The sequence below is a fragment of the Rhodococcus sp. NPDC058639 genome, from assembly GCF_042717545.1.
GTDB lineage: Bacteria > Actinomycetota > Actinomycetes > Mycobacteriales > Mycobacteriaceae > Rhodococcus.
Genome location: NZ_JBHXRF010000009.1, coordinates 153,482 through 176,067, shown reverse-complemented (window position 1 = coordinate 176,067; position 22,586 = coordinate 153,482). Strand labels below are relative to the sequence as shown.

Genomic DNA, 22,586 nt, shown 5'->3' with positions numbered 1-22,586 from the left:
CAGTGGCGACACTCGCGGACCGGCTCGATCATCTCCTCGGGCGTAAGACGGCGGATGCCCTGTCCGAGGCGTTCGGGATGACCACGGTCGAGGATCTGTTGCGGCACTACCCGCACCGTTACGCAACGCAGGGAGCGGAACTGGGCGAGAGCCGGCCCGTCGAAGGCCAGCACATCACGATCATCGCGCGTGTCGAATCCGCGCAGGAAGTGCCGATGAAGTCGCGCGCGGGCAAACGACTCGCGGTCCGGCTGCGATCCGACCGGCACACCATCGACGTCACGTTCTTCAACCCCCACAAGGTCAAGCACAACATCAAACCGGGCGTCCGGGCGATGTTCTCCGGCACCGTCAAGTACTTCCGCGACAAGTGGAGCCTGACCCACCCCAGCTACGTGGTTCTGCCCGAACCTCGCACCGCCGACGACCTCGTCTCCGCAGCCCCCGCGCGCGTTCGCGGTGCCGGTGCGCTCGCCGACCTCGCACGTACCGCGCAGGACGCGGCGGGTGTCGACATGTCGGTGTTCGACCGCGCGTTGATCCCGATGTACCCCGCGACCCGCGACGTCGAGTCGTGGACGGTGATGCGCTGTGTGCGCCAAGTCCTCGACCAGCTCGATCCCGTGGAGGATCCGTTGCCCGACTGGGTGCTGGCCGCCCAGGGTTTCATCGGCCTCGACGAGGCGCTGCGCTCGATCCATCTTCCCGACACCAAGGACGAGGTCGACCGCGCCCGTGACCGGCTCAAGTTCGACGAAGCCGCGGCCGTGCAGCTGGTGCTGGCGCAACGACGCCACGACGTGGAGGTGCGCTCGGCACCGGTGTGCGCGCGCCGCGACGGGGGACTGGCCGAGGAGTTCGATCGGCGTCTGCCCTTCGAACTGACCGCGGGCCAGCTCGCCGTCGCCGAAGAGATCTCCGCCGACGTGTCGCGTCCGCACCCCATGAACCGGTTGCTACAGGGCGAGGTGGGTTCCGGCAAGACGATCGTGGCGCTGCGGGCAATGCTGCAGGTGATCGACGCGGGACACCAGTGTGCGTTGCTCGCACCCACCGAGGTGCTCGCGGCGCAGCACGCCCGGTCACTGACCACCATGCTCGGCGATCTGGCGTCGGCCGGAGAACTCGGAGCTCACGACCTCGCGACCCGCGTGACTCTTCTGACCGGCTCGATGAGCACGGCCCGGAAGCGGAAGGCGCTCAACGAGGCGGTCACCGGCGACGCCGGGATCGTCATCGGCACGCACGCGCTGATCCAGGACGGTGTGAACTTCTTCGACCTGGGGCTGGTGGTCGTCGACGAGCAACATCGCTTCGGCGTCGAACAGCGTGATTCGCTGCGTTCCCGCGGGCGTGACGGCGCGTCCCCGCACGTGCTCGTGATGACGGCGACACCGATCCCGCGCACCATCGCGATGACGGTTCTCGGCGACCTCGAGGTCTCCACTCTCCGGGAACTGCCGCGCGGTCGTTCACCGATCGTGAGCCGGGTGGTGCCGGCGAAAGTGCATCCGACGTGGGTCGATCGTGCCTGGGAACGCATCCGGGAAGAGGTCGCGGAAGGCCGGCAGGCCTACGTGGTGTGCTCGAGGATCGGCGACGGAGATACCGACGAGGACCTTCCCGTCGACCCGGCCGAGCAGAGCACCGCACCGGCCGGCAAGCGCACACGCGCGTCCGGTGCGCAGGAGCCCCCCGAGACGACCTCCGTGCTCGACCTGCACGAGATGCTCTCCGCGGGCCCACTCCGCGAACTGAACGTCGGGCTCCTCCACGGCCGGTTGCCCGCCGACGACAAGGACGCCGTCATGCGCGAGTTCAACGACGGTGCCGTCGACGTGCTCGTCTGCACCACCGTCGTCGAGGTCGGCGTCGACGTGCCGAACGCGACCGTGATGGTGATCGTCGATGCCGACCGATTCGGCGTGAGCCAGTTGCACCAGCTGCGAGGACGCGTCGGCCGAGGCGGTCACCAGGGCTTGTGCCTGCTGGTGACGGACACGAAGCCGGGATCCCCGACGATGACCCGCCTCCAGGCGGTCGCGGGAACAACCGACGGGTTCGAACTCGCGCAACTCGACTTGCAGTTGCGCCGCGAGGGCGATGTGCTGGGCAAGGCGCAGTCGGGCACGGTGACCACGCTGCGCCTGCTTTCCCTCGTCGACGACGCGGACGTCATCGAAGCCGCCCGGGCGTTCGCGCGGACCGTCACCGATCAGGACCCGGGACTACGGGAGCACCCGGGTCTGGCGAGCATGGTGACGGCCGCGCTCGACACCGAGCGCATCGAGTATCTGGACAAGTCCTGAGCCGGAATCCCGGTGTTACGTTTCGCGCACCGTCTCCGGCAGCCGGCCGAGAGGTTACGGCGAGAGGGCCGCGGGGATTGCCGGCGTGTTACCTCTGAGACGTCTGAATTGTTCCAGTCGTCACAGGTAGCCACACTTTCCCAGGATATGGAACCGGGGCAGCGAATCGATTGTTACGTCGCGGTACCGTCGTCCAATGTTCTCCAAAGTGCTTGTCGCCAACCGTGGCGAGATCGCGATCCGGGCGTTCCGTGCCGCCTACGAACTGGGCGCCGGAACTGTCGCGGTGTTTCCGTACGAAGACCGCAATTCGCTCCACCGTCTGAAAGCCGACGAGGCGTACCAGATCGGCGAGGAAGGCCATCCCGTCCGGACGTACCTGTCCGTGGACCGGATCGTCGACGTCGCCGTGTCGGCCGGTGCCGACGCGATCTATCCCGGTTACGGCTTCCTCTCGGAGAACCCCGAACTGGCAGCGGCATGTGCGAACGCCGGCATCACGTTCGTCGGCCCGCCCGCCGAGATCCTCGAGCTGACCGGCAACAAGGCGCGCGCGATCGAAGCGGCGAAAGCCGCCGGTCTGCCGGTGCTGGCGTCGTCGGAACCGTCCGCGGACGTCGACGCACTGGTGGTCGCGTCCGAGAACATGCATTTCCCGATCTTCGTCAAGGCCGTCGCCGGTGGTGGCGGACGAGGCATGCGCCGCGTCGCCGAGCCGGAGCAGTTACGGGAGTCCATCGAAGCCGCGTCGCGTGAAGCCGACGCCGCCTTCGGCGATCCGACCGTGTTCCTCGAGCAGGCCGTGATCAACCCCCGGCACATCGAGGTGCAGATCCTCGCCGACAAGTACGGCAACGTCATCCATCTCTACGAGCGCGACTGCTCGCTTCAGCGCCGCCACCAGAAGGTGATCGAGTTGGCGCCCGCGCCGAACCTCGACCCCGCCCTCCGCGATCGCATCTGTGCGGACGCGGTCGCGTTCGCAAGGGAGATCGGTTACCAGTGCGCCGGCACGGTCGAATTCCTCGTCGACGAGCGCGGCAACCACGTGTTCATCGAGATGAACCCGCGCATCCAGGTCGAGCACACGGTCACCGAGGAGATCACCGACGTCGATCTGGTGCAGGCGCAGTTGCGCATCGCCGCCGGCGAATCCCTCGAAGACCTCGGACTGAGCCAGGACTCGATCACCATCCGGGGTGCTGCCCTCCAGTGCCGCATCACCACCGAGGATCCGGCCAACGGGTTCCGGCCCGACACCGGCCGCATCACCGGGTACCGCACACCAGGCGGCGCGGGCATCCGCCTCGACGGCGGTACCTCGGTGGGCGCCGAGATCTCGGCGCACTTCGACTCCATGCTCGTCAAGCTCACCTGCCGGGGCCGCGATTTCGACGCGGCAGTGGCCCGTGCCCGACGCGCGGTCGCCGAGTTCCGTATCCGCGGAGTCTCCACCAACATTCCGTTCCTCCAGGCCGTCCTCGTCGACGAGGACTTCCGGGCGGGACGTGTCAACACCTCGTTCATCGAGCAGCGCCCACAGCTTCTGACGTTGCGCTCGTCGGCGGACCGCGGAACGAAGATCCTCACCTACCTGGCCGATGTCACGGTCAACAAACCGCACGGTGAGCGGCCGACGACGGTCTACCCGCACGACAAGCTGCCGGACATCGATCTGAGCACCCCGCCGCCGGCAGGCTCGCGGCAACGGCTTCTCGAACTCGGCCCGGAAGGGTTCGCACGCGCCCTGCGTGAGCAGAAGGCGGTCGGCGTCACCGACACCACCTTCCGCGATGCGCACCAGTCGCTGCTCGCGACGCGGGTCCGCAGCAAGGACCTGCTCACCGTTGCGGGGCACGTCGCCCGCATGACGCCCGAGCTGCTCTCGATCGAGGCCTGGGGCGGCGCGACCTACGACGTGGCGCTGCGCTTCCTGCACGAGGATCCGTGGGAACGGCTCGCCGCACTGCGCGAAGCGATCCCGAACATCAATCTCCAGATGCTCCTGCGGGGCCGCAACACGGTCGGCTACACCCCGTACCCCGAGGCTGTGACCCGCGCCTTCGTGCAGGAAGCCGCGGCCACCGGCATCGACATCTTCCGCATCTTCGACGCACTCAACAACGTCGATCAGATGCGCCCCGCGATCGACGCGGTCCGGGAGACCGGCACGACGATCGCCGAGGTCGCCCTGTCGTACACCGGTGATCTGTCGAACCCGAACGAGACGATCTACACCCTCGATTACTACCTGAAGCTGGCCGAGCAGATCGTCGAGGCCGGCGCGCACGTGCTCGCCATCAAGGACATGGCCGGACTGCTGCGCGCACCCGCCGCGGCCACGCTGGTGTCGGCATTGCGCAAGAATTTCGACCTGCCGGTGCAGGTGCACACCCACGACACCGCGGGTGGCCAGCTGGCGACCTACCTCGCGGCGTGGCACGCGGGTGCCGACGCGGTCGACGGTGCGTCGGCGGCCCTGGCCGGAACCACGAGCCAGCCGGCGTTGTCGGCGATCGTGGCCGCGGCGGCGAACAGCGAGTTCGACACAGGTCTGGATTTGCAGGCCGTGTGCGACCTCGAGCCGTACTGGGAGGCGCTGCGCAAGGTCTACAAGCCGTTCGAGTCGGGCCTTCCGGCACCGACCGGTCGCGTCTACACACACGAGATTCCGGGCGGTCAGCTGTCGAACCTGCGCCAGCAGGCGATCGCGCTGGGGCTGGGCGACCGCTTCGAAGACATCGAGGCGGCGTACGCCGGAGCCGACCGCCTGCTCGGGCGGCTCATCAAGGTCACGCCGTCGTCGAAGGTCGTGGGCGACCTCGCGCTGCACCTCGTCGGCGCGGGAGTGTCGGTCGACGAGTTCGCGGCGGACCCGGGCAAGTTCGATATCCCGGATTCGGTGATCGGATTCCTGCGCGGCGATCTGGGCACGCCGGCGGGCGGATGGCCCGAGCCGTTCCGCAGCAAGGCGCTGGCGGGCCGCGCCGACGCGAAACCGGAAACGCCGTTGACCGCGGACGAAGAAAAAGGCCTGCTCGGATCGTCGTCCGAACGCCGTCGCACGCTCAACAGGCTGCTGTTCCCCGGCCCCGCCAAGGAGTTCGAGAACCACCGCGAGCAGTACGGCGACACCACCGAGTTGTCGGCGAACCAGTTCTTCTACGGCCTGCGGCAGGGTGACGAACACCGGGTGCGCCTGGACAAGGGCGTCGAACTGCTCATCGGACTCGAGGCGATCTCGGACGCCGACGAGCGCGGTTTCCGCACGGTGATGTGCATCCTCAACGGGCAGTTGCGCCCGGTGTCGGTGCGTGACCGCTCCGTCGCGTCCGACGTGCCCGCGGCGGAGAAGGCCGACCGGACCCACCCGGGTCATGTCGCGGCGCCGTTCGCCGGAATGGTGACCCTGGTGGTGTCCGAAGGCCAGACCGTCTCGGCCGGCGACACCGTCGCGACCATCGAGGCGATGAAGATGGAAGCGGCGATCACCGCTCCTCGTGGAGGCCGCGTCGCGCGGGTCTCGATCGGTGCCGTGCAGCAGGTCGAAGGCGGCGACCTGCTCGTGGAGGTGTCCACCGCGGACAGCGCCGAGTGACACGCATCGTTGCCGGAACGGCCGGGGGGCGGCGCCTGAAGGTGCCGCCCCGCGGGACCCGGCCCACCTCGGAACGGGTGCGCGAGGCCCTTTTCAGTTCGCTGGAAGCACGAATGGACCTCGACGGCGCCGCGGTGCTGGACCTGTTCGCCGGGTCGGGCGCACTCGGCCTCGAGGCACTGTCGAGGGGCGCTGCCCATGCCCTGCTCGTCGAATCGGATGCGAAAGCGGCCGCTGTGATCCGGGAGAACATCGCGACCGTGCGGGTGCCGGGAGCCGTTTTGCGTACGGCACCGGTGGCGGCGGTGCTCGCCGCTCCCGCCGATCGGGTGTACGACCTCGTGCTCGCCGACCCGCCCTACGCCGTGGACGAGCAGCAGATCGCCGCGATACTGGACGCGCTCCTTGCCGGCGGCTGGGTGGGGGAGGACTCCGTCGTGGTGCTCGAGCGGTCGTCACGATCACCGGAAACGGTGTGGCCGGACGCATTCGAGCCCGGACGTACACGCAGATATGGGGAGAGCAGGATCGAGATCGCTACCTGCTACGGTGCTGGGTCATGAGCCGCGCGGTCTGCCCAGGATCCTTCGACCCGGTGACCAACGGGCACCTCGACGTCATCGGACGGACTTCCCTCCAGTTCGACGAGGTCGTGGTGACGGTGGTGATCAACCCGAACAAACAGGGGATGTTCACGGTTCCGGAGCGACTCGACATGCTGGCCGAAGCGACATCGCATCTGGGGAACGTGACGGTCGATTCGTGGCAGGGCCTGCTCGTCGACTACGCGAAAGCGAACGACATCTCCGCGATCGTCAAGGGCCTGCGCGGCGCCAACGACTTCGACTACGAGTTGCAGATGGCTCAGATGAACCACAAGCTCACCGGTGTAGACACCCTGTTCGTGGCGACCAATCCCGCGTTCGGTTACCTCTCGAGTTCACTGGTGAAAGAGGTCGCGACGTACGGGGGAGACGTGCACGACATGCTGCCGGCGACCGTCCACGAACGGCTGCTCGCCCGCATCGCCGAACGGGCCGCTGCCCGCAACGGCGGCCGCTGAGCGAGACTTCTCACACTCTCTTCCGTTTCTCGTGGTTTCTCGACACACCGGCGCGGGAACACGGCCTGGGGCCGCGCTGCGGCAGACTGGATGCAGCACGGTCGCAGCGGCCGGGTGAAGCGAGTGATTGGGGTAGAACGTGTACCGGGTATTCGAGGCACTCGACGAACTGGTCGCGATCGTCGAAGAGGCGCGCAGCGTCCCGATGACCGCGAGCTGTGTGGTTCCCCGCGGTGACGTACTCGAGCTTCTCGACGACGTCCGCGACGCACTACCGCCCGAACTCGACGACGCACAGGACGTCCTCGACCATCGCGACAAGCTGATCGACGACGCGCGTGCGCAAGCCGACAAGACCGTCGGCGACGCCGACGAGGAGGCCCGCACCCTCCTCGAGAACGCGCGTGCCGACGCCGACCGGATGCTCGCGGACGCGAAGGCACAGGCCGATCGCATGGTTGGGGAGGCGCGTGCGCACGCCGACGAACTGGTGCAGGACGCGCGGGTCGAAGCGGACGATCTCATCACCGACGGCAAGCAGCAGTACGAACTTCTCACCGGCAGGGCACGCGCCGACGCCGAACGTATGGCCGAGGCCGGGCAGGCCTCGTACGAGCGGTCGGTGGCCGACGGTGAGGCGGAGAAGGCACGCCTGGTGTCGCAGACCGAAGTTGTGCAGGCCGCGCACGCGGAGTCGGCCCGGGTCATCGACTCCGCCCACGCCGAGTCGGACCGGTTGCGCACCGAATGCGACGAGTACATCGACAGCAAGCTCGCGGAGTTCGAAGAACTCCTCGGAGGCACGCTGCGGTCGGTAGGCCGCGGACGTCAGCAGTTGCGTACCTCCGGCGTTCCCGACTACGCGGAAGCCGATCATCGCGCTGTGCGCCGGCGCTGACCGGTGTAGCGAACCGGAGTATCCGACGGTTTCCTGCCGAGGGCGTGATCGCGTATTATAGAACGGTTGCCCAATCACTTGGCAGTGCCGTCTATCCGAAAGTGAGTTTTCGTGTCCTCCCGCCATACCAACGCTTCTCGTCGCGATCGAGAGGGCGGTCTGGTTCTGGATACGCTCTCCCTGGGCAGGCGCCCCGGCTCCATGCGTACGGTAGAGCGCGTCGTTCCGTCTCCCTCTCGGATCGGGCTCGATCTGATCGCGATCGAGCCCGGAACCGATATCGCACTCGATCTTCGGATGGAGGCGGTGTCCGAAGGTGTTCTGGTCACGGGTACAGTTCGATCCGAGGCTGTCGGTGACTGCTCGCGTTGTCTCGAGGAGTTCACCGAACCTGTCGATCTGTTTCTCACCGAGTTGTTCGCCTACCCGAACAGCATCACGGATCAGACTTCCGCCGAAGATGAGGTCTACCGGGTCGAAGACGACCTGATCGACCTCGAACCCGTCCTCGTCGATGCGGTGGGTCTGGAGCTTCCGCTCCAGCCGCTGTGCAGCGACGACTGTGCGGGCTTGTGTCCCGAATGCGGCATTCGCCTGGCGATTGCGGAATCCGGGCACGGGCATGAGATAATGGATCCTCGCTGGGCTGGGTTGGCAGCCAAGTTCGGTGCAGGCTCCGAAAAATCCAGCAGTGAAATCGTCAGCATGAACAACGAGGAGAAGTAGACGTGGCCGTCCCCAAGCGCAGAATGTCGCGTTCCAATACCCGGTCGCGGCGCAGCCAGTGGAACACCACTGCGCCGACGCTCGTTACCTGCCCGAACCGTGGCTGCGGCGAGAAGAAGCTGCCCCACGTGGCGTGCCCGTCGTGCGGTACGTACAACGGCCGTCAGGTGACCGCGCCCGTCTAGTAACGGTATTCACGTGACGAGCAAGTCGACCAATACACCACCCGTGGGCGACGAGGAAGAGTACACACCTCTCCTCGTCGCCCTCGGCGTGACTTTGGAACCCGAATTATTGATCCTGGCGTTGACACACCGCTCGTACGCGTACGAGAACGGCGGTCTTCCCACCAACGAACGTCTCGAGTTTCTCGGCGACGCGGTCCTCGGACTCGCCGTCACGGAAAAGCTGTATCTGACCCACCCGGACAAGTCCGAAGGTGAGCTCGCGAAGATCCGTGCGAGCGTCGTCAACATGCACGCTCTCGCGGAGGTCGCGCGCAAGCTCGGCCCCGGCGGACTCGGCGCACACCTGCTTCTCGGCAAGGGTGAAGAACTCACCGGAGGCAAGGACAAGGCGAGCATTCTCGCCGACGGCATGGAATCCCTGCTCGGCGCCGTGCATCTGCAGCACGGCATCGACGTGGCCCGCGAGGTGGTGCTGCGTCTGTTCAGTGATCTCCTCGAGCGCGGCCCGCGTCTGGGTGCCGGTCTCGACTGGAAGACGAGCCTGCAGGAACTCACTGCGGAGCGAGGCCTCGGTGTTCCGGTGTACGAGATCACCGCGACCGGCCCCGATCACGACAAGGAATTCACCGCCACCGCGATCATCGGCGGTACCCCGCTCGGTGTCGGCACAGGCAGGACCAAGAAGGAAGCCGAGCAGAAGGCGGCCGCCACGGCGTGGCAGGCCCTTTCCGATCAGTCCACCGGCGAGACCGCAGAGACGGACGCTTCTTCCGAGGACGCCTGAGTACGTGCCCGAACTCCCCGAGGTGGAAGTGGTCCGTCGGGGCCTCGAGGCGCACGTCCTCGGCGCGACGATCGAGTCCGTTCAGGTTCTGCATCCACGCGCGGTGCGCCGGCACGAACCGGGACCGCGCGATCTCGCGCTGCAACTGACCGGGCAGCACATCGCCGCGGCGGAGCGGCGCGGTAAGTACATGTGGCTCGTGCTCGAGCCCGGCGACATCGCACTCGTCGTACACCTCGGGATGAGCGGTCAGATGCTCGTGCAACCCCCGACGGTGCCGCAGGAGAAGCATTTACGCATCCGGGCGGTCCTCGACAACGGTGCAGAACTGCGCTTCGTCGACCAGCGCACGTTCGGGGGATGGGCGCTCGCGCCGCTGCTCGACGTCGACGGAGAACGTCTCCCGCTGCCGGTCGCGCACATCGCGCGCGACCCCATGGATCCGCGGTTCGATCCGGCTGCGGTCGTAAAAGTGTTGCGCGGCAAGCACACCGAGATCAAGCGAGCACTGCTCGATCAAACGGTGGTGTCCGGAATCGGGAACATCTACGCCGACGAAGCGCTGTGGCGCGCGAAGATCCACGGCAACCGCCTCACCGACAGCCTGTCCGGACCGAAACTGAGGTCGGTCCTCGAAGCCGCGCGAGAAGTGATGGGGGAGGCGCTCGACCAGGGCGGTACCTCCTTCGATGCGCTGTACGTCAACGTGAACGGTGAATCGGGCTACTTCGAGCGGTCGCTCAACGTGTACGGCCAGGAGAACCTGCCGTGCAGGCGGTGCGGGGCGCCCATCCGGCGCGAGAAGTTCATGAACCGCTCTTCGTACAGTTGCCCCAAGTGCCAACCGCGGCCGCGCGCCGGGCGGTGAGCGGATACGCGGTCCTGCGTGCGGTCCGTGTCGGCCCCGCATGGCAGGATTCCCGGTATGGCTGACCCGACTCCTGATACCGCGCCCACCGAGTTGTGGGTGGAGCGCACCGGCACCCGTCGCTACACCGGCCGCAGTTCACGCGGCGCCGAAGTGGCCATCGGTTCCGAGGGCGTCGAAGGTGTGTTCACTCCCGGAGAACTGCTCAAGATCGCACTCGCCGCATGCTCGGGAATGAGTTCGGACTTTCCGCTCTCCCGCAGGCTCGGCGACGACTACGACGCCACCATCCGCGTCGCAGGTGCCGCCGATCGTGAGAACGAGGTCTACCCGCACCTGGCGGAGAACCTCGAGGTCGATATGTCCGAACTCGACGCCGACGCGCAGCAACGACTGATCGCACTCGTCGAGCGTTCCATCGCCAAGGTGTGCACCGTCGGCCGTACTCTCGAGCGGGGCACCCAGGTGACGCTGACCATCACTCCGGACGCATAGGGGCACCGTGACCGAGACACCGCAGCGCCTGACCGCGTGGGTGCACGGACGCGTGCAAGGCGTCGGATTCCGCTGGTGGACGCGGGCGCGCGCACTCGAACTCGGTCTGGTCGGTCACGCCACCAATCACCCCGACGGGCGGGTCCTCGTCATCGCCGAAGGTCCGCTCGCAGACCTGGAACGCCTCCTCGATCTGCTCCGCTCGCCGGGGACGCCGGGCGAGGTCCGGCTTGTCGTCGAGAGTTGGGAACCTGCGCGGGGCGGGCTGACCGGGTTCGTCGAGCGCTGAGTCGCCGGTAAGGTTCTCTCCCATGCACTTGAAGAGTCTGACGCTGAAGGGCTTCAAGTCTTTCGCGTCGTCGACGACTCTGCGCTTCGAGCCCGGTATCACCTGCGTCGTCGGACCGAACGGCTCCGGCAAATCCAACGTCGTCGATGCCCTGACCTGGGTCATGGGGGAGCAGGGCGCGAAGGCGCTTCGCGGCGGCAAGATGCAGGACGTCATCTTCGCGGGCACCGCGGGCAGGCAGGCACTCGGCCGCGCCGAAGTGACCCTCACGATCGACAACGCCGACGGCGCACTTCCCATCGAATACTCCGAAGTCTCCATCACCCGGCGCATGTTCCGCGACGGCGCCGGCGAATACGAGATCAACGGCAGCTCGTGCCGCCTCATGGACGTGCAGGAATTGCTCTCCGACTCCGGCATCGGGCGAGAGATGCATGTCATCGTCGGACAGGGACGCCTCGCCGCGATCCTCGAGTCGCGCCCGGAAGATCGCCGCGCCTTCATCGAAGAGGCTGCCGGTGTTCTCAAACACCGCCGCCGCAAGGAAAAGGCCGTCCGCAAGCTCGACTCGATGCAGGCCAACCTCGCCCGGCTCACCGACCTCACCGCGGAACTGCGCCGCCAGCTCAAACCGCTGGGCCGGCAGGCGGAGGTCGCACGCCGTGCACAGAGCATCCAGGCCGATCTGCGCGACGCGCGGCTGCGGCTCGCCGCCGACGACCTCGTCACCCGCCGCGCGGAACTCGCCGGCCAGGACGAGCAGGAACGCACGATCCGGGAACGCCTCGACCACATCCTGGCCGCCCTCGACGACGCCAATATCGAACTCGCCCACCACGAGCAGTCGCTGGCGCAGCTCACTCCGGGCGCGGAGGCCGCGTCCCAGGCCTGGTTCCGGCTGTCCGCACTCGCCGAACGGGTGTCGGCGACAGTGCGGGTCGCGCAGGAGCGTGCCCGCCACCTGCACAGCGAACCCGAGGACCGCTCCGGGCAGGACCCCGACGAGATGGAGGCCCGCGCCGACCGGATCGCCGCCGAGGAGGCCGAACTCGTCGAAGCTGTCGAGATCGCGCACGGAACGCTCGAGGCCGCGCGGGAACAACTCGCCGCGCAGGAAGAACTCGCAGTCGCCGCCGAACGGGCACACATGGCGGCGGTGCGTGCCATCGCCGACCGGCGCGAGGGGCTCGCACGCCTCGCCGGGCAGGTCGACACGTTCCGCACCCGCGCCGACTCCGTCGACTCGGAGATCGCGCGCCTGACCGTCGCGATCGAAGAAGCACGCTTGCGTGGCGTCGAGGCTCAGGCGGAGTTCGAAACCGCGCAACGCAGTATCGCCGACCTCGACGCGGGGGAGATCGACGCGGACGCACAACACGAACGGGCGGTCGCTGCGCAGCGCCTCGCCGACGCGCGGGTCACCGAACTGCAGGAAGCCGAACGCGCAGCCGGCAAGGAGGTCGCCTCGCTCGAGGCCCGCATCGACGCACTGTCGATGGGACTCGAACGTAAGGACGGCGCTGCCTGGTTGCTCGGCAACGACACCGGAGGAGCACTGCTCGGATCTCTCGCCGAGCGCTTGCGGGTGACGCCCGGGTACGAGGCCACGGTCGCGGCCGCGCTCGGACCCGCCGCCGATGCCCTCGCGGTGGCGTCGGTGCGGTCCGCGAACGATGCGGTGGCCGCCCTCGCGGCAGCCGACCAAGGACGGGTTGCGTTTGTCGCCGCGGACGCGTCCGGCCCCGGCGATGCGGGCGACCCACCGAGCGGCGCGCGCTGGGTCCGGGACGTCGTCGACTGCCCCTCGGACCTGCGTGGAGCGCTCGACGCACTGCTTGCCCGCACCGTCGTCGTCGACGATCTCGACGCAGCGGCAGAGGTGTGTGCTCAATGCCCCGACCTGCGCGCGGTGACCCGCGGGGGAGATCTCGCCGGTTCCGGCTGGGTGATCGGCGGATCGGATCGTGCGCCGAGCACCCTCGAGATCCAGGCCGCGATCGATACTTCTCGCGACGGTCTCGACCGCGCGGTCCGGCGGTCCGAAGAACTTGCGGCGGCGCTCGCCGGAGCGCTCACCGAACAGAAAGATCGCGCCGAGCACGTCGAGCAGACCCTCGCCGCACTCAACGAGTCGGATGCCGCGATGTCGGCGGTGTACGAGCAGCTGGGGCGGCTCGGGCAGGTGGCGCGGAATGCGCACGCCGAATCGGAACGGCTCTCCGCTCAGCGTTCGGCGGCAGAGAAGGAACGCGACACCGCGCGGGAGAAACTCGTCGAGCTCGAAGAACGGCTGCGGCTCGCAGAAGACGAACAGTCCGGCACTGGAGACGGCAGCGGCACCGACTCGACCGCGGCCGAGCGTGAGATGACTGCTGCGGCCCTGGCCGAGGTGCGTGCAGTCGAGGTCGAAGCCAGGCTCGCGGCTCGTACGGCCGAGGAACGCGCGGAATCCCTTCGCGGTAAAGCCGATTCTCTGCGGCGCGCCGCACAGGCCGAACGGGAGGCCCGCGCCCGGGCCGAGCGTGCCCGCCGGAGCCGGCGACAGGCCGCTGCGGTCGCCGCGGCGGTCGCGGAAGCGGGAGGCCGGGTCTCGGCGCATCTCGGGACAGTTGTCGCAGAGGCACTCGCCCACCGCGAGGAACTCACGCGCCTGCGCACCGAATGCACCGAGAAACTGGAACACGCGCGTGCACTCGTGCGGGAGCTCACCACGCAGCGCGATCAGCTCACCGACTCCGTTCACCGCGACGAGGTGGCCCGTGCTCAGGCGGCGCTGCGGATCGAGCAGCTCGAGCAGACGATTCTCGAGCAGTACGGCATCGCGCTCGACGATCTGGTCGCGGAATACGGACCCCATGTGCCGCTGCCTCCGAGCGAGGTGGAGATCGCGGAGTACGAGCAAGCTCGTGAGCGGGGGGAGCAGGTGGTCGCGCCTCAACCCATGCCCTACGACCGGACGACCCAGGAGCGGCGAGCCAAGCGCGCGGAGAAGGATCTCACCACGCTGGGCAAGGTCAATCCCCTCGCACTCGAAGAGTTCGCCGCCCTCGAAGAGCGGTACAACTTCCTGGCCACTCAGCTCGAGGACGTCAAGAACGCCCGCAAGGACCTCTTGGCCGTCGTCGACGAGGTGGACGCCCGGATCCTGCAGATCTTCACCGAGGCGTGGGTGGACGTCGAACGCGAATTCGAGCAGGTGTTCGCGAAGCTGTTTCCCGGCGGTGAAGGCCGGCTGGTGCTCACCGAGCCCGGCAACATGCTCACCACGGGGATCGAGGTCGAGGCACGGCCCCCGGGCAAGAAGGTCAAGCGGTTGTCGCTGCTGTCCGGTGGCGAGAAGTCGCTGACCGCGGTGGCGATGCTCGTCGCGATCTTCCGGGCCCGACCGTCCCCGTTCTATGTCATGGACGAGGTCGAGGCCGCACTGGACGACACCAATCTCCGGCGGCTGATCGGACTGTTCGAGCAGTTGCGGGAGAAATCCCAGTTGATCGTGATCACGCACCAGAAGGCCACGATGGAAGTGGCCGACGCGCTCTACGGCGTCAGCATGCGCGGCGACGGCATCACCCGTGTCATCTCCCAGCGCATGCGCGGCCAGAACGTCCCGACACCCGTCCCCGGACCGGAGGAAGAGGCGCAAGCCTGACAGTATGGGGGCGTGAGTACCGGAGCTTGGATAATCATCGCGGCCGCCCTGGCGGTTGTTCTCGTTGCGCTCGTCGTCGGTCTGACGCTGTACCGGCGTCGACAGGTGTCGCTCCAGGTGAAGGACACGCCTGAGCTCGACACCGCCGACACCAAGGACCGCTCCGGCGGTTACACGGCGCAGAGCGGGTTCAGTTTCACCCAGGGGCCCACGGCCACAGCGCCGCCACAGCCTGTCGAGCGGCCGGCGCCCGACAAGGCACCCGCACCGCGCACCGTGCCGTTGCCGGAGGAGGTCACCGAAGCTCCGGCGCAGCCGACCCCGCCGGCCGCCCCGCCGGAAACCGGTCCGGCCGAGCCCGCAGTAGCTCCCGAGACCGCACCCGCACCTGAGACTGCGCCCGACACTGCTCCCGCACCCGAGACTGCTCCCGCATCCGAGACGGCGCCCGAGACCGCTCCCGCGCCCGAGGCAGCTCCCGAGACCACGGAGCCCGTCGCACCCGTCGTCGTGACGCAGCCGACGACCGAGACGACCGTCGAGACGGAGTTGGCGCCGGCACCGGTCGAGCCCGCCGCACCGGCCGCGCCCGACCTGGACGAGATCGAACCCACCGCGGGACGGCTCGTCCGCCTGCGCGGACGCCTCGCCCGCTCGCAGTCCGCGGTCGGCAAGAGCCTGCTCGGGCTGCTCGGCGGCGGCGACCTCGACGAGGACTCGTGGGAGGAGATCGAGGACACGCTGCTCGTCGCAGACCTCGGTGCCGCGACCACGACCAAGATCGTCGACCGTCTGCGCGAACAGATCGCACTGAACACGGTCCGTACCGAGGCGGAGGCGCGCGCCCTGCTGCGCAGCGTCCTCGTCGACGAGTTGCGGCCCGAACTCGACCGGTCGATCCGCGCATTGCCGCACAAGGACCATCCGGCCGTGCTGCTCGTGGTGGGCGTCAACGGCACCGGAAAGACGACCACCACCGGCAAGCTCGCCCGCGTGCTCGTCGCCGACGGCCGCCGGGTGCTTCTCGGCGCCGCAGACACCTTCCGTGCCGCTGCGGCAGATCAGTTGCAGACCTGGGCGGAACGCGTGGGCGCCGAAGTGGTGCGCGGCAAGGATTCCGCCGACCCTGCCGCCGTCGCGTTCGATGCGGTGGCGAAGGGGATCGAGAACGGTGTCGACGCGGTCCTGATCGACACCGCGGGGCGCCTGCACACCAAGGTCGGCCTGATGGACGAGCTCGGCAAGGTCAAGCGAGTCGTGGAGAAGAAGGCCGCGGTCGACGAGGTATTGCTCGTGCTCGACGCGACCATCGGCCAGAACGGTCTCATGCAGGCCCGGGTGTTCGCCGACGTCGTCGACATCACCGGTGTCGTCCTCACCAAACTGGACGGCACCGCCAAGGGTGGCATCGTGTTCCAGGTTCAGCACGAGCTGGGTGTGCCGGTCAAGCTCGTCGGTCTCGGAGAGGGCGCCGACGACCTCGCGCCGTTCGAGCCGGAGGCATTCGTGGACGCTCTGCTCGGCTGACGGTACCGCCGCGACGCTCGATGTGGCCGCTTCCCTCGACAGAGGGGAGCGGCCACTCGCATATCACGTCCGCGCGTGAATCGGACGAAACAAGCGAATTTGCCATGCGCGCACCGCTGTTCTCCGCGGGCGAAACACAGACGAAACACAGTCCAGTTCGTCGTTCACACCTCCGAAACAGTGCGGCGCTTCCGATGAAACATGTCGCCGCCAAGCTTTCCCTCGATGACGACGCGCCGTCCGGCGCGACCAACAGGGAGGTTGCAAGTGGAGGAAGTGGTGAACACCGGGGACGCAGCATGGATGCTGATGGCAGCGTCGCTCGTGCTGTTGATGACACCGGGCCTGGCGTTCTTCTACGGCGGAATGTCCCGGGCGAAATCCGTCCTGAACATGATGATGATGTCGTTCGGGGCGATGGCCGTGATCGGCGTCATCTACGTCCTGTGGGGCTGGTCGATGTCCTACGGCTCGCAAGACATCGCCGGCATCTTCGCGAACCCGTTCCAGCACTTCGGTCTGCAGGGCGCGATCTACGACGAGAGCGGCGAGTTCCTGCCCGGTCTCGGCAACTACCCGCAGATCATCGACATCGGCTTCCAGGTGACCTTCGCGATCATCACCACCGCGCTGATCAGCGGCGCTCTGTCCGAGCGCGTCAAGTTCGGTACCTGGATGGCGTTCGCGGCGATCTGGGTCACCTGCGCCTACTTCCCGCTCGCCCACATGGTGTGGGGTGGCGGCCTGCTCTCCGGTTCGGAAGACGGACTCGCGGCCAAGTTGTTCGGCACGTCGGACGACGGTGAAGGTGGGCTCGTTGCCACGGTCTCCCCGATCGACTTCGCCGGTGGCACCGTGGTCCACATCAACGCCGGTGTCGCAGCCCTCGTGCTGGCGCTGGTGGTCGGCAAGCGCGCCGGCTTCGGACGCACCGCGTTCCGCCCGCACAACCTCCCGTTCGTCATGCTCGGCGCCGCCCTGCTGTGGTTCGGCTGGTTCGGCTTCAACGCGGGTTCGGCATTCGCCGCAGACGGAACCGCGGGTCTCGCCTGGGTCAACACCACCACCGCCACCGCCGCCGCGATCCTCGGCTGGCTCCTCACCGAACGACTGCGTGACGGCAAGGCCACCAGCCTCGGTGCCGCGTCGGGTGCCGTCGCCGGCCTGGTCGCCATCACTCCGGCAGCCGGCTCGCTGAGCCCGGTCGGCTCGATCGCCCTCGGTGTCATCGCCGGTGTGCTGTCCGCTCTGGCCGTCGGCCTGAAGTACAAGTTCGGGTACGACGACTCGCTCGACGTCGTCGGCGTGCACCTCGTCTCCGGCCTGTGGGGCACCGTCGCCATCGGATTCCTGGGAACCGAGACCGGCCTGTTCTACGGTGGCGACTACAAGCAGCTCGTGGTCCAGATCGTCATCGCGGTCGTCGCCCTGGTGTTCACCGGTGTCGTCACGCTCGTGATTGCATACGCCCTCAAGCCGCTCGGCTGGCGTGTGACGGACGAGGAAGAAGCCCGCGGAATCGACGAAGCCGAGCATGCGGAATCCGCATACGACTTCGCCACCGCGTTGAAGTGAACGACTTCTCCAACGCACCGAAGTGATAAGAAGACCAAGACAGCGGGCAGTGATCGCAGTAGCCAGTGGGCACTGGGAAGGATGAGGATATGAAGCTGATCACGGCAATCATCAAGCCGTTCACGCTCGAGGATGTCAAAGCGGGTCTCGAACAGGCGGGCGTGCTCGGCATGACCGTCAGCGAGGTGCAGGGATACGGGCGCCAGAAGGGTCACACCGAGGTGTACCGCGGCGCCGAGTACTCCGTGGATTTCGTGCCCAAGGTGCGCGTCGAGGTTGTCGTGGACGACTCGGCGGTCGAGAAGGTCGTCGAGACCATCGTCGAGGCCTCTCGCACCGGCAAGATCGGCGACGGCAAGGTGTGGATCACCCCCGTCGAGTCGGTGGTCCGAGTTCGTACCGGAGAACGAGGAACGGATGCACTCTGACCCCAACGGGTCCGGAACTCGAGGCCCTGGCCCCGCCGCTTCGGCGGCGGGACCGGGGCCCTCGGTGTCTTCGGGCCACAACACCACACATTCCGGAGCGGCCGACCTCGCCGCCGCCCGCGATGCCCTCCTGGCCGGCACCTCCCGAAACCGGCGCCTCGATACGCCCGCACTCCGGCACGCACTGGTCGACCTGCACGAATTCTGGTTGACCACGAAGGGTGCCGAGCTCGGCATCAAGCACGACTGTGGATTCGCGATCGTCGCGGTGGGTGGTCTGGGCCGGCGCGAGATGCTGCCGTACTCGGATCTGGACCTGATCCTCCTTCACGACGACATGGACAGCGCCGTGGTGTCCCAGGTCGCCGACAAGCTCTGGTACCCGCTGTGGGACGCCCACATCAAACTCGACCACAGTGTGCGCACGGTCCCGCAGGCACTGCAGGTGTTCTCCTCGGACCTGACGGCAGCGCTGGGGATGCTCGAGGCCCGGCACATCGCCGGTGACGTCGAGCTGAGCAACCTGCTGATCGGCGGGGTGCGGCGCCAGTGGCGTACCGGGATCCGCTCCCGCTTCGACGAGCTGCTCGAGATGACAGAGACCCGATGGCGGCGCAGCGGGCAGATCGCGCACCGCGCCGAACCCGACCTCAAGAGCGGTCGCGGAGGGCTGCGGGACGTACAGCTGCTCAATGCCCTGTCCGTCGCGCAGCTCACCGACGGCATGCCGGGACTCGGTCCGGACGTGCCCGGCGGTGGTCTCGCCGCCGCGCACCGCCGGCTCCTCGACGTGCGTACCGAACTCCACCGCGTCGCGGCACGCGGCCGCGACCAGCTCCGCGCGCAGGACGCCGACGAGATCGGGGCGGCGCTCCGCATCGGCGACCGCTTCGACCTCGCGCGTGTACTCACCGAATCCGCACGGACGGTGAGCTATTCGGTGGACGTCGGGCTCCGGACCGCCGCGAACTCGCTGCCCCGGAAGGGCTTGTCGAGGTTGAGGCGCGGACCGGTGCGCAGGCCACTCGACGAGGGCGTCGTCGAGCACGGGGGAGAGGTGGCTCTCGCGCGGGACGCACACCCGCGACGCGACCCGGGACTGATCACGCGGGTCGCTGCCGCAGCGGCGCAGTCCGGCCTGCCGATCTCCGCGGCCACCCTGACCAGGCTCGCGGACAACGCACCCGAGCTCCGTGAACCGTGGCCGCGGGAAGCGCTCAACGACCTGCTGGTGCTGCTCGGTTCCGGGCGACGCGCCGTGGACGTGATCGAGTCGCTCGACCGGACGGGTCTGTGGGGCCGGCTGCTGCCCGAATGGGGCGCGGTGCGCGATCTGCCGCCGCGCGACGCGATCCACACGTGGACGGTCGACCGGCACCTCGTCGAAACCGCGGTGTACGCGAGCGAACTGACGACGCGCGTCGCGCGTCCCGACCTGCTCGTCCTCGGCGCCCTCCTCCACGACATCGGGAAGGGAAGGGGTGGCGACCACAGCGTCGTCGGGGCCGAATTGGCCCAACAGATCGGCCGGCGCATGGGATTGTGGCCGTCGGATCTCGGCATGCTCACCGCGATGGTGCGGCACCATCTGCTGCTGCCGCACACCGCGACCCGGCGTGACCTCGACGACCCCGAGACGGTGGCGTCTGTGGTCGAGGCACTCGACGGTGACCCCGTCCTGCTCGAACTGCTCCACGCGCTTGCGGAAGCCGATTCACAGGCCACCGGCCCCGGGGTGTGGGGTGACTGGAAGGCGTCGCTGATGCGGGAACTGGTGCGGCGGTGCCGCATGATGATGGCCGGTGAGGAGCTTCCCGTTCCCGATCCCATCGATCCGGAACTGGCGGCGCTGGCCGCGGAGGGCGCCACGCACGTCGCGCTCGATCCGCGCGAGGACGGCCGCAGCTACGAGGCCACCTTCATCGCTCCCGATGAACGAGGTGTGTTGTCGGACGAGGCGGGTGTCCTTGCCCTGCACGGACTCCGGGTGCTGTCCGCGTCGATCGGCAGCCATGCCGGCAGCACGGTCAACACCTTCGTGGTGGTGCCCCGATTCGGTGGACCACCGGAGGCGAGCCTGCTCCGGCAGGAACTCGGCCGAGCTCGATCCGGAGACCTGGATCTGCTCTCCGAACTGGACGCGAAAGACCGCGCCGCGAGGGAAGGGCGGACTCCGGAGCGGGCCGAGCACGCCGTGCCCGGCATGTACGCGCAGGCGCCACCGCGCTTGATCTGGTTCGACGCGTCCGAGCCCGGACAGGTTGTGCTCGAACTGCGCGCGGAGGACCGCCTCGGACTGTTGTGCAGGCTGGCCGATGTGTTCGAACGGGTCGGCGCCGACGTGCTCTGGGCGCGGGTGACCACGCTCGGCACGACCGTGGTCGACGCCTTCGGAGTGGACCTGACCGGGCTCGACACGCGAGCGTCGCGGGAGCGCCTCGAGCGCGAACTCCTCGCCGTCCTGCCTACGGCCGAGCCGAAGAAGCCCGCAACGGAGTCCTGAACGACCGTGATCCTGCCGACTGGGTGGCCGCACTCGATGCTCGTGTATCGGGAGCGGCTACCCTGGTTCGCAGAATTGTCCGCATCTTCGTCATAGCCCAGGAGCGCATTCGGTGTTCGAATCCCTTTCCGACAGGTTGACAGGGGTCCTGAAGGACCTGCGGGGCAAGGGACGCCTGTCCGACGCAGACATCGACACGACGTGCCGCGAGATCCGCCTCGCGCTTCTCGAGGCCGACGTCGCCCTTCCCGTTGTGCGCGAGTTCGTCAAGAAGATCAAGGAACGCGCCAAGGGTGCCGAGGTGCACGGCGCGCTCAACCCCGCGCAGCAGGTCGTCAAGATCGTCAACGAGGAACTCGTCACGATCCTCGGCGGTGAGACGCGCCGGCTGCGCTTCGCGAAGACCCCTCCGACGGTCATCATGCTCGCCGGTCTGCAGGGTGCCGGTAAGACGACGCTCGCCGGCAAGCTGGCGAAGTGGCTGAAGGATCAGGGCCACACGCCACTGCTCGTCGCCTGCGACCTGCAGCGGCCCGGTGCCGTGACGCAGCTTCAGGTGGTCGGTGAACGCGCCGGGGTCTCGGTGTTCGCGCCCCACCCGGGAACGTCCATCGGCGGTGGCGAGAACGCTCTGGGCATCACGGCGGCGGACCCCGTCGCGGTGGCCGAACAGGGCATCGCCGAAGCGAGGAGCAAGCAGTACGACGTCGTGATCGTCGACACCGCCGGTCGTCTCGGTATCGACGAGGAACTGATGGCTCAGGCCGCCGGGATCCGCGACGCGGTGAATCCCGACGAGGTGCTGTTCGTCCTCGACGCGATGATCGGCCAGGATGCCGTCAGCACCGCCGAGGCCTTCCGCGCCGGCGTCGGATTCAGTGGCGTCGTGCTGACCAAGCTGGACGGCGATGCGCGCGGTGGCGCCGCACTGAGCGTCCGCGAGCTGACCGGCCGGCCGATCATGTTCGCGTCGACCGGTGAGAAGCTCGAAGACTTCGACGTCTTCCACCCCGAGCGCATGGCGAGCCGCATCCTCGGCATGGGCGACGTACTCACCCTCATCGAGCAGGCCGAGCAGGTCTTCGACGCCGAGCAGGCCGAAGCCACCGCCAACCGGATCGGTTCGGGAGAGCTCACGCTCGAGGACTTCCTCGACCAGATGATGGCCGTCCGCAAGATGGGGCCGATCGCGAACCTCCTGGGCATGCTGCCCGGCGCGGGTCAGATGAAGGACGCGCTGGCCAACGTCGACGAGAAGCAGCTCGACCGGATCCAGGCGATCATCCGCGGCATGACCCCGGCCGAGCGGGCGAACCCGAAGATCATCAACGGTTCGCGTCGTCTCCGCATCGCCAACGGTTCCGGCGTGAAGGTCTCCGACGTCAACCAGCTGGTCGACCGCTTCTTCGAAGCCCGCAAGATGATGACGGCGATGGCCGGGCAGATGGGCATGGGTTCTCGCAAGAACCAGCGGTCGAAGAAGGGCAAGAAGGGCAAGAAGGGCGGACGCGGCCCCACCCAGCCGAAGTTGCGGGGCGGCTTGCCCGGAGGCTTCCCAGGCCTGCCCGGTGGGCTCCCGGGTGGCATGCCCGACCTGTCGAAGATGCCGAAGGGGCTCGACGAGCTGCCTCCGGGCCTCGAAGGATTCGACTTCTCGCAGTTCAAGATGCCGAAGAAGTAGCGACC

17 protein-coding genes are annotated in these 22,586 nt (G+C 67.9%); all 17 read left to right on the top strand.

The features are described from left to right. The first annotated feature begins 2 nt into the window (after nucleotides 1-2). The 17 genes from recG (at nucleotide 3) to ffh (ending at nucleotide 22,581) form a co-directional block, all read left to right on the top strand. A complete protein-coding gene (gene recG / locus ACFWU2_RS18825) occupies nucleotides 3-2,309 on the top strand; it encodes an ATP-dependent DNA helicase RecG (RefSeq protein ID WP_378609332.1) in 2,307 nt (768 codons plus the stop codon). A 196-nt stretch (nucleotides 2,310-2,505) separates the two neighbouring features. Next, nucleotides 2,506-5,907 carry a pyruvate carboxylase gene (locus ACFWU2_RS18820; RefSeq protein ID WP_378609329.1) on the top strand — a complete coding sequence of 1,134 codons (3,402 nt, stop codon included), beginning with the start codon at nucleotides 2,506-2,508 and terminating at the stop codon, nucleotides 5,905-5,907. Continuing rightward, nucleotides 5,904-6,470, top strand: a complete 567-nt coding sequence (gene rsmD, locus ACFWU2_RS18815) for a 16S rRNA (guanine(966)-N(2))-methyltransferase RsmD (RefSeq protein ID WP_378527915.1) — start codon at nucleotides 5,904-5,906, stop codon at nucleotides 6,468-6,470. Before ACFWU2_RS18820 ends, rsmD begins: the two co-directional genes overlap by 4 nt. Beyond that, the gene (gene coaD, locus ACFWU2_RS18810; RefSeq protein WP_378609317.1) at nucleotides 6,467-6,970 is read left to right on the top strand and encodes a pantetheine-phosphate adenylyltransferase; all 504 of its coding nucleotides are present in this window, start codon (nucleotides 6,467-6,469) and stop codon (nucleotides 6,968-6,970) included. The genes rsmD and coaD overlap by 4 nt, the downstream gene beginning before the upstream one ends. Before the next feature lie 139 nt (nucleotides 6,971-7,109). Then, nucleotides 7,110-7,868, top strand: coding sequence for a DivIVA domain-containing protein (locus ACFWU2_RS18805; protein ID WP_378609314.1), 759 nt, complete (start codon nucleotides 7,110-7,112; stop codon nucleotides 7,866-7,868). 201 nt (nucleotides 7,869-8,069) lie between these two features. Next, nucleotides 8,070-8,594 carry a YceD family protein gene (locus tag ACFWU2_RS18800; protein WP_378609311.1) on the top strand — a complete coding sequence of 175 codons (525 nt, stop codon included), beginning with the start codon at nucleotides 8,070-8,072 and terminating at the stop codon, nucleotides 8,592-8,594. 2 nt (nucleotides 8,595-8,596) lie between these two features. Continuing rightward, a complete protein-coding gene (gene rpmF, locus ACFWU2_RS18795) occupies nucleotides 8,597-8,779 on the top strand; it encodes a 50S ribosomal protein L32 (protein ID WP_006551208.1) in 183 nt (60 codons plus the stop codon). Nucleotides 8,780-8,792: 13 nt separating this feature from the next. Beyond that, nucleotides 8,793-9,566 (top strand): ribonuclease III, encoded by a 774-nt coding sequence (rnc, locus tag ACFWU2_RS18790; protein WP_378609309.1) that lies wholly within the window; start codon nucleotides 8,793-8,795, stop codon nucleotides 9,564-9,566. A gap of 4 nt (nucleotides 9,567-9,570) precedes the next feature. After that, nucleotides 9,571-10,434 carry a bifunctional DNA-formamidopyrimidine glycosylase/DNA-(apurinic or apyrimidinic site) lyase gene (gene mutM, locus ACFWU2_RS18785; RefSeq protein ID WP_378609306.1) on the top strand — a complete coding sequence of 288 codons (864 nt, stop codon included), beginning with the start codon at nucleotides 9,571-9,573 and terminating at the stop codon, nucleotides 10,432-10,434. 57 nt (nucleotides 10,435-10,491) lie between these two features. After that, nucleotides 10,492-10,929: an OsmC family protein gene (locus tag ACFWU2_RS18780; protein ID WP_169620527.1), complete on the top strand. Its 438-nt coding sequence runs from the start codon at nucleotides 10,492-10,494 to the stop codon at nucleotides 10,927-10,929. 7 nt (nucleotides 10,930-10,936) lie between these two features. Further along, the gene (locus ACFWU2_RS18775; protein ID WP_169620528.1) at nucleotides 10,937-11,218 is read left to right on the top strand and encodes an acylphosphatase; all 282 of its coding nucleotides are present in this window, start codon (nucleotides 10,937-10,939) and stop codon (nucleotides 11,216-11,218) included. 22 nt (nucleotides 11,219-11,240) lie between these two features. Then, entirely contained in the window at nucleotides 11,241-14,867 is a 3,627-nt protein-coding gene (smc, locus tag ACFWU2_RS18770) for a chromosome segregation protein SMC (protein WP_378609301.1), read from the top strand. Nucleotides 14,868-14,879: 12 nt separating this feature from the next. Beyond that, nucleotides 14,880-16,394 (top strand): signal recognition particle-docking protein FtsY, encoded by a 1,515-nt coding sequence (gene ftsY / locus ACFWU2_RS18765; protein ID WP_378609298.1) that lies wholly within the window; start codon nucleotides 14,880-14,882, stop codon nucleotides 16,392-16,394. Nucleotides 16,395-16,661: 267 nt separating this feature from the next. Continuing rightward, nucleotides 16,662-17,969, top strand: coding sequence for an ammonium transporter (locus tag ACFWU2_RS18760; protein WP_378609295.1), 1,308 nt, complete (start codon nucleotides 16,662-16,664; stop codon nucleotides 17,967-17,969). Nucleotides 17,970-18,058: 89 nt separating this feature from the next. Next, on the top strand, nucleotides 18,059-18,397 hold the full coding sequence (locus ACFWU2_RS18755) for a P-II family nitrogen regulator (RefSeq protein WP_169620532.1): 339 nt from the start codon (nucleotides 18,059-18,061) through the stop codon (nucleotides 18,395-18,397). Next, a complete protein-coding gene (locus tag ACFWU2_RS18750) occupies nucleotides 18,387-20,900 on the top strand; it encodes a [protein-PII] uridylyltransferase (protein WP_378609292.1) in 2,514 nt (837 codons plus the stop codon). Before ACFWU2_RS18755 ends, ACFWU2_RS18750 begins: the two co-directional genes overlap by 11 nt. 112 nt (nucleotides 20,901-21,012) lie before the next feature. Continuing rightward, a complete protein-coding gene (gene ffh, locus ACFWU2_RS18745) occupies nucleotides 21,013-22,581 on the top strand; it encodes a signal recognition particle protein (RefSeq protein ID WP_378609262.1) in 1,569 nt (522 codons plus the stop codon). Nucleotides 22,582-22,586: the final 5 nt, after the last annotated feature.

Excerpts from the sequence above, each read along its gene's own strand:
- ACFWU2_RS18820 (WP_378609329.1), top strand. The coding sequence starts at position 2,506 with ATGTTCTCCAAAGTGCTTGTCGCCAACCGTGGCGAGATCGCGATCCGG.
- coaD (WP_378609317.1), top strand. The coding sequence starts at position 6,467 with ATGAGCCGCGCGGTCTGCCCAGGATCCTTCGACCCGGTGACCAACGGG.
- ACFWU2_RS18800 (WP_378609311.1), top strand. The coding sequence starts at position 8,070 with ATGCGTACGGTAGAGCGCGTCGTTCCGTCTCCCTCTCGGATCGGGCTC.
- ACFWU2_RS18780 (WP_169620527.1), top strand. The coding sequence starts at position 10,492 with ATGGCTGACCCGACTCCTGATACCGCGCCCACCGAGTTGTGGGTGGAG.
- smc (WP_378609301.1), top strand. The coding sequence starts at position 11,241 with ATGCACTTGAAGAGTCTGACGCTGAAGGGCTTCAAGTCTTTCGCGTCG.
- ACFWU2_RS18755 (WP_169620532.1), top strand. The coding sequence starts at position 18,059 with ATGAAGCTGATCACGGCAATCATCAAGCCGTTCACGCTCGAGGATGTC.
- ACFWU2_RS18750 (WP_378609292.1), top strand. The coding sequence starts at position 18,387 with ATGCACTCTGACCCCAACGGGTCCGGAACTCGAGGCCCTGGCCCCGCC.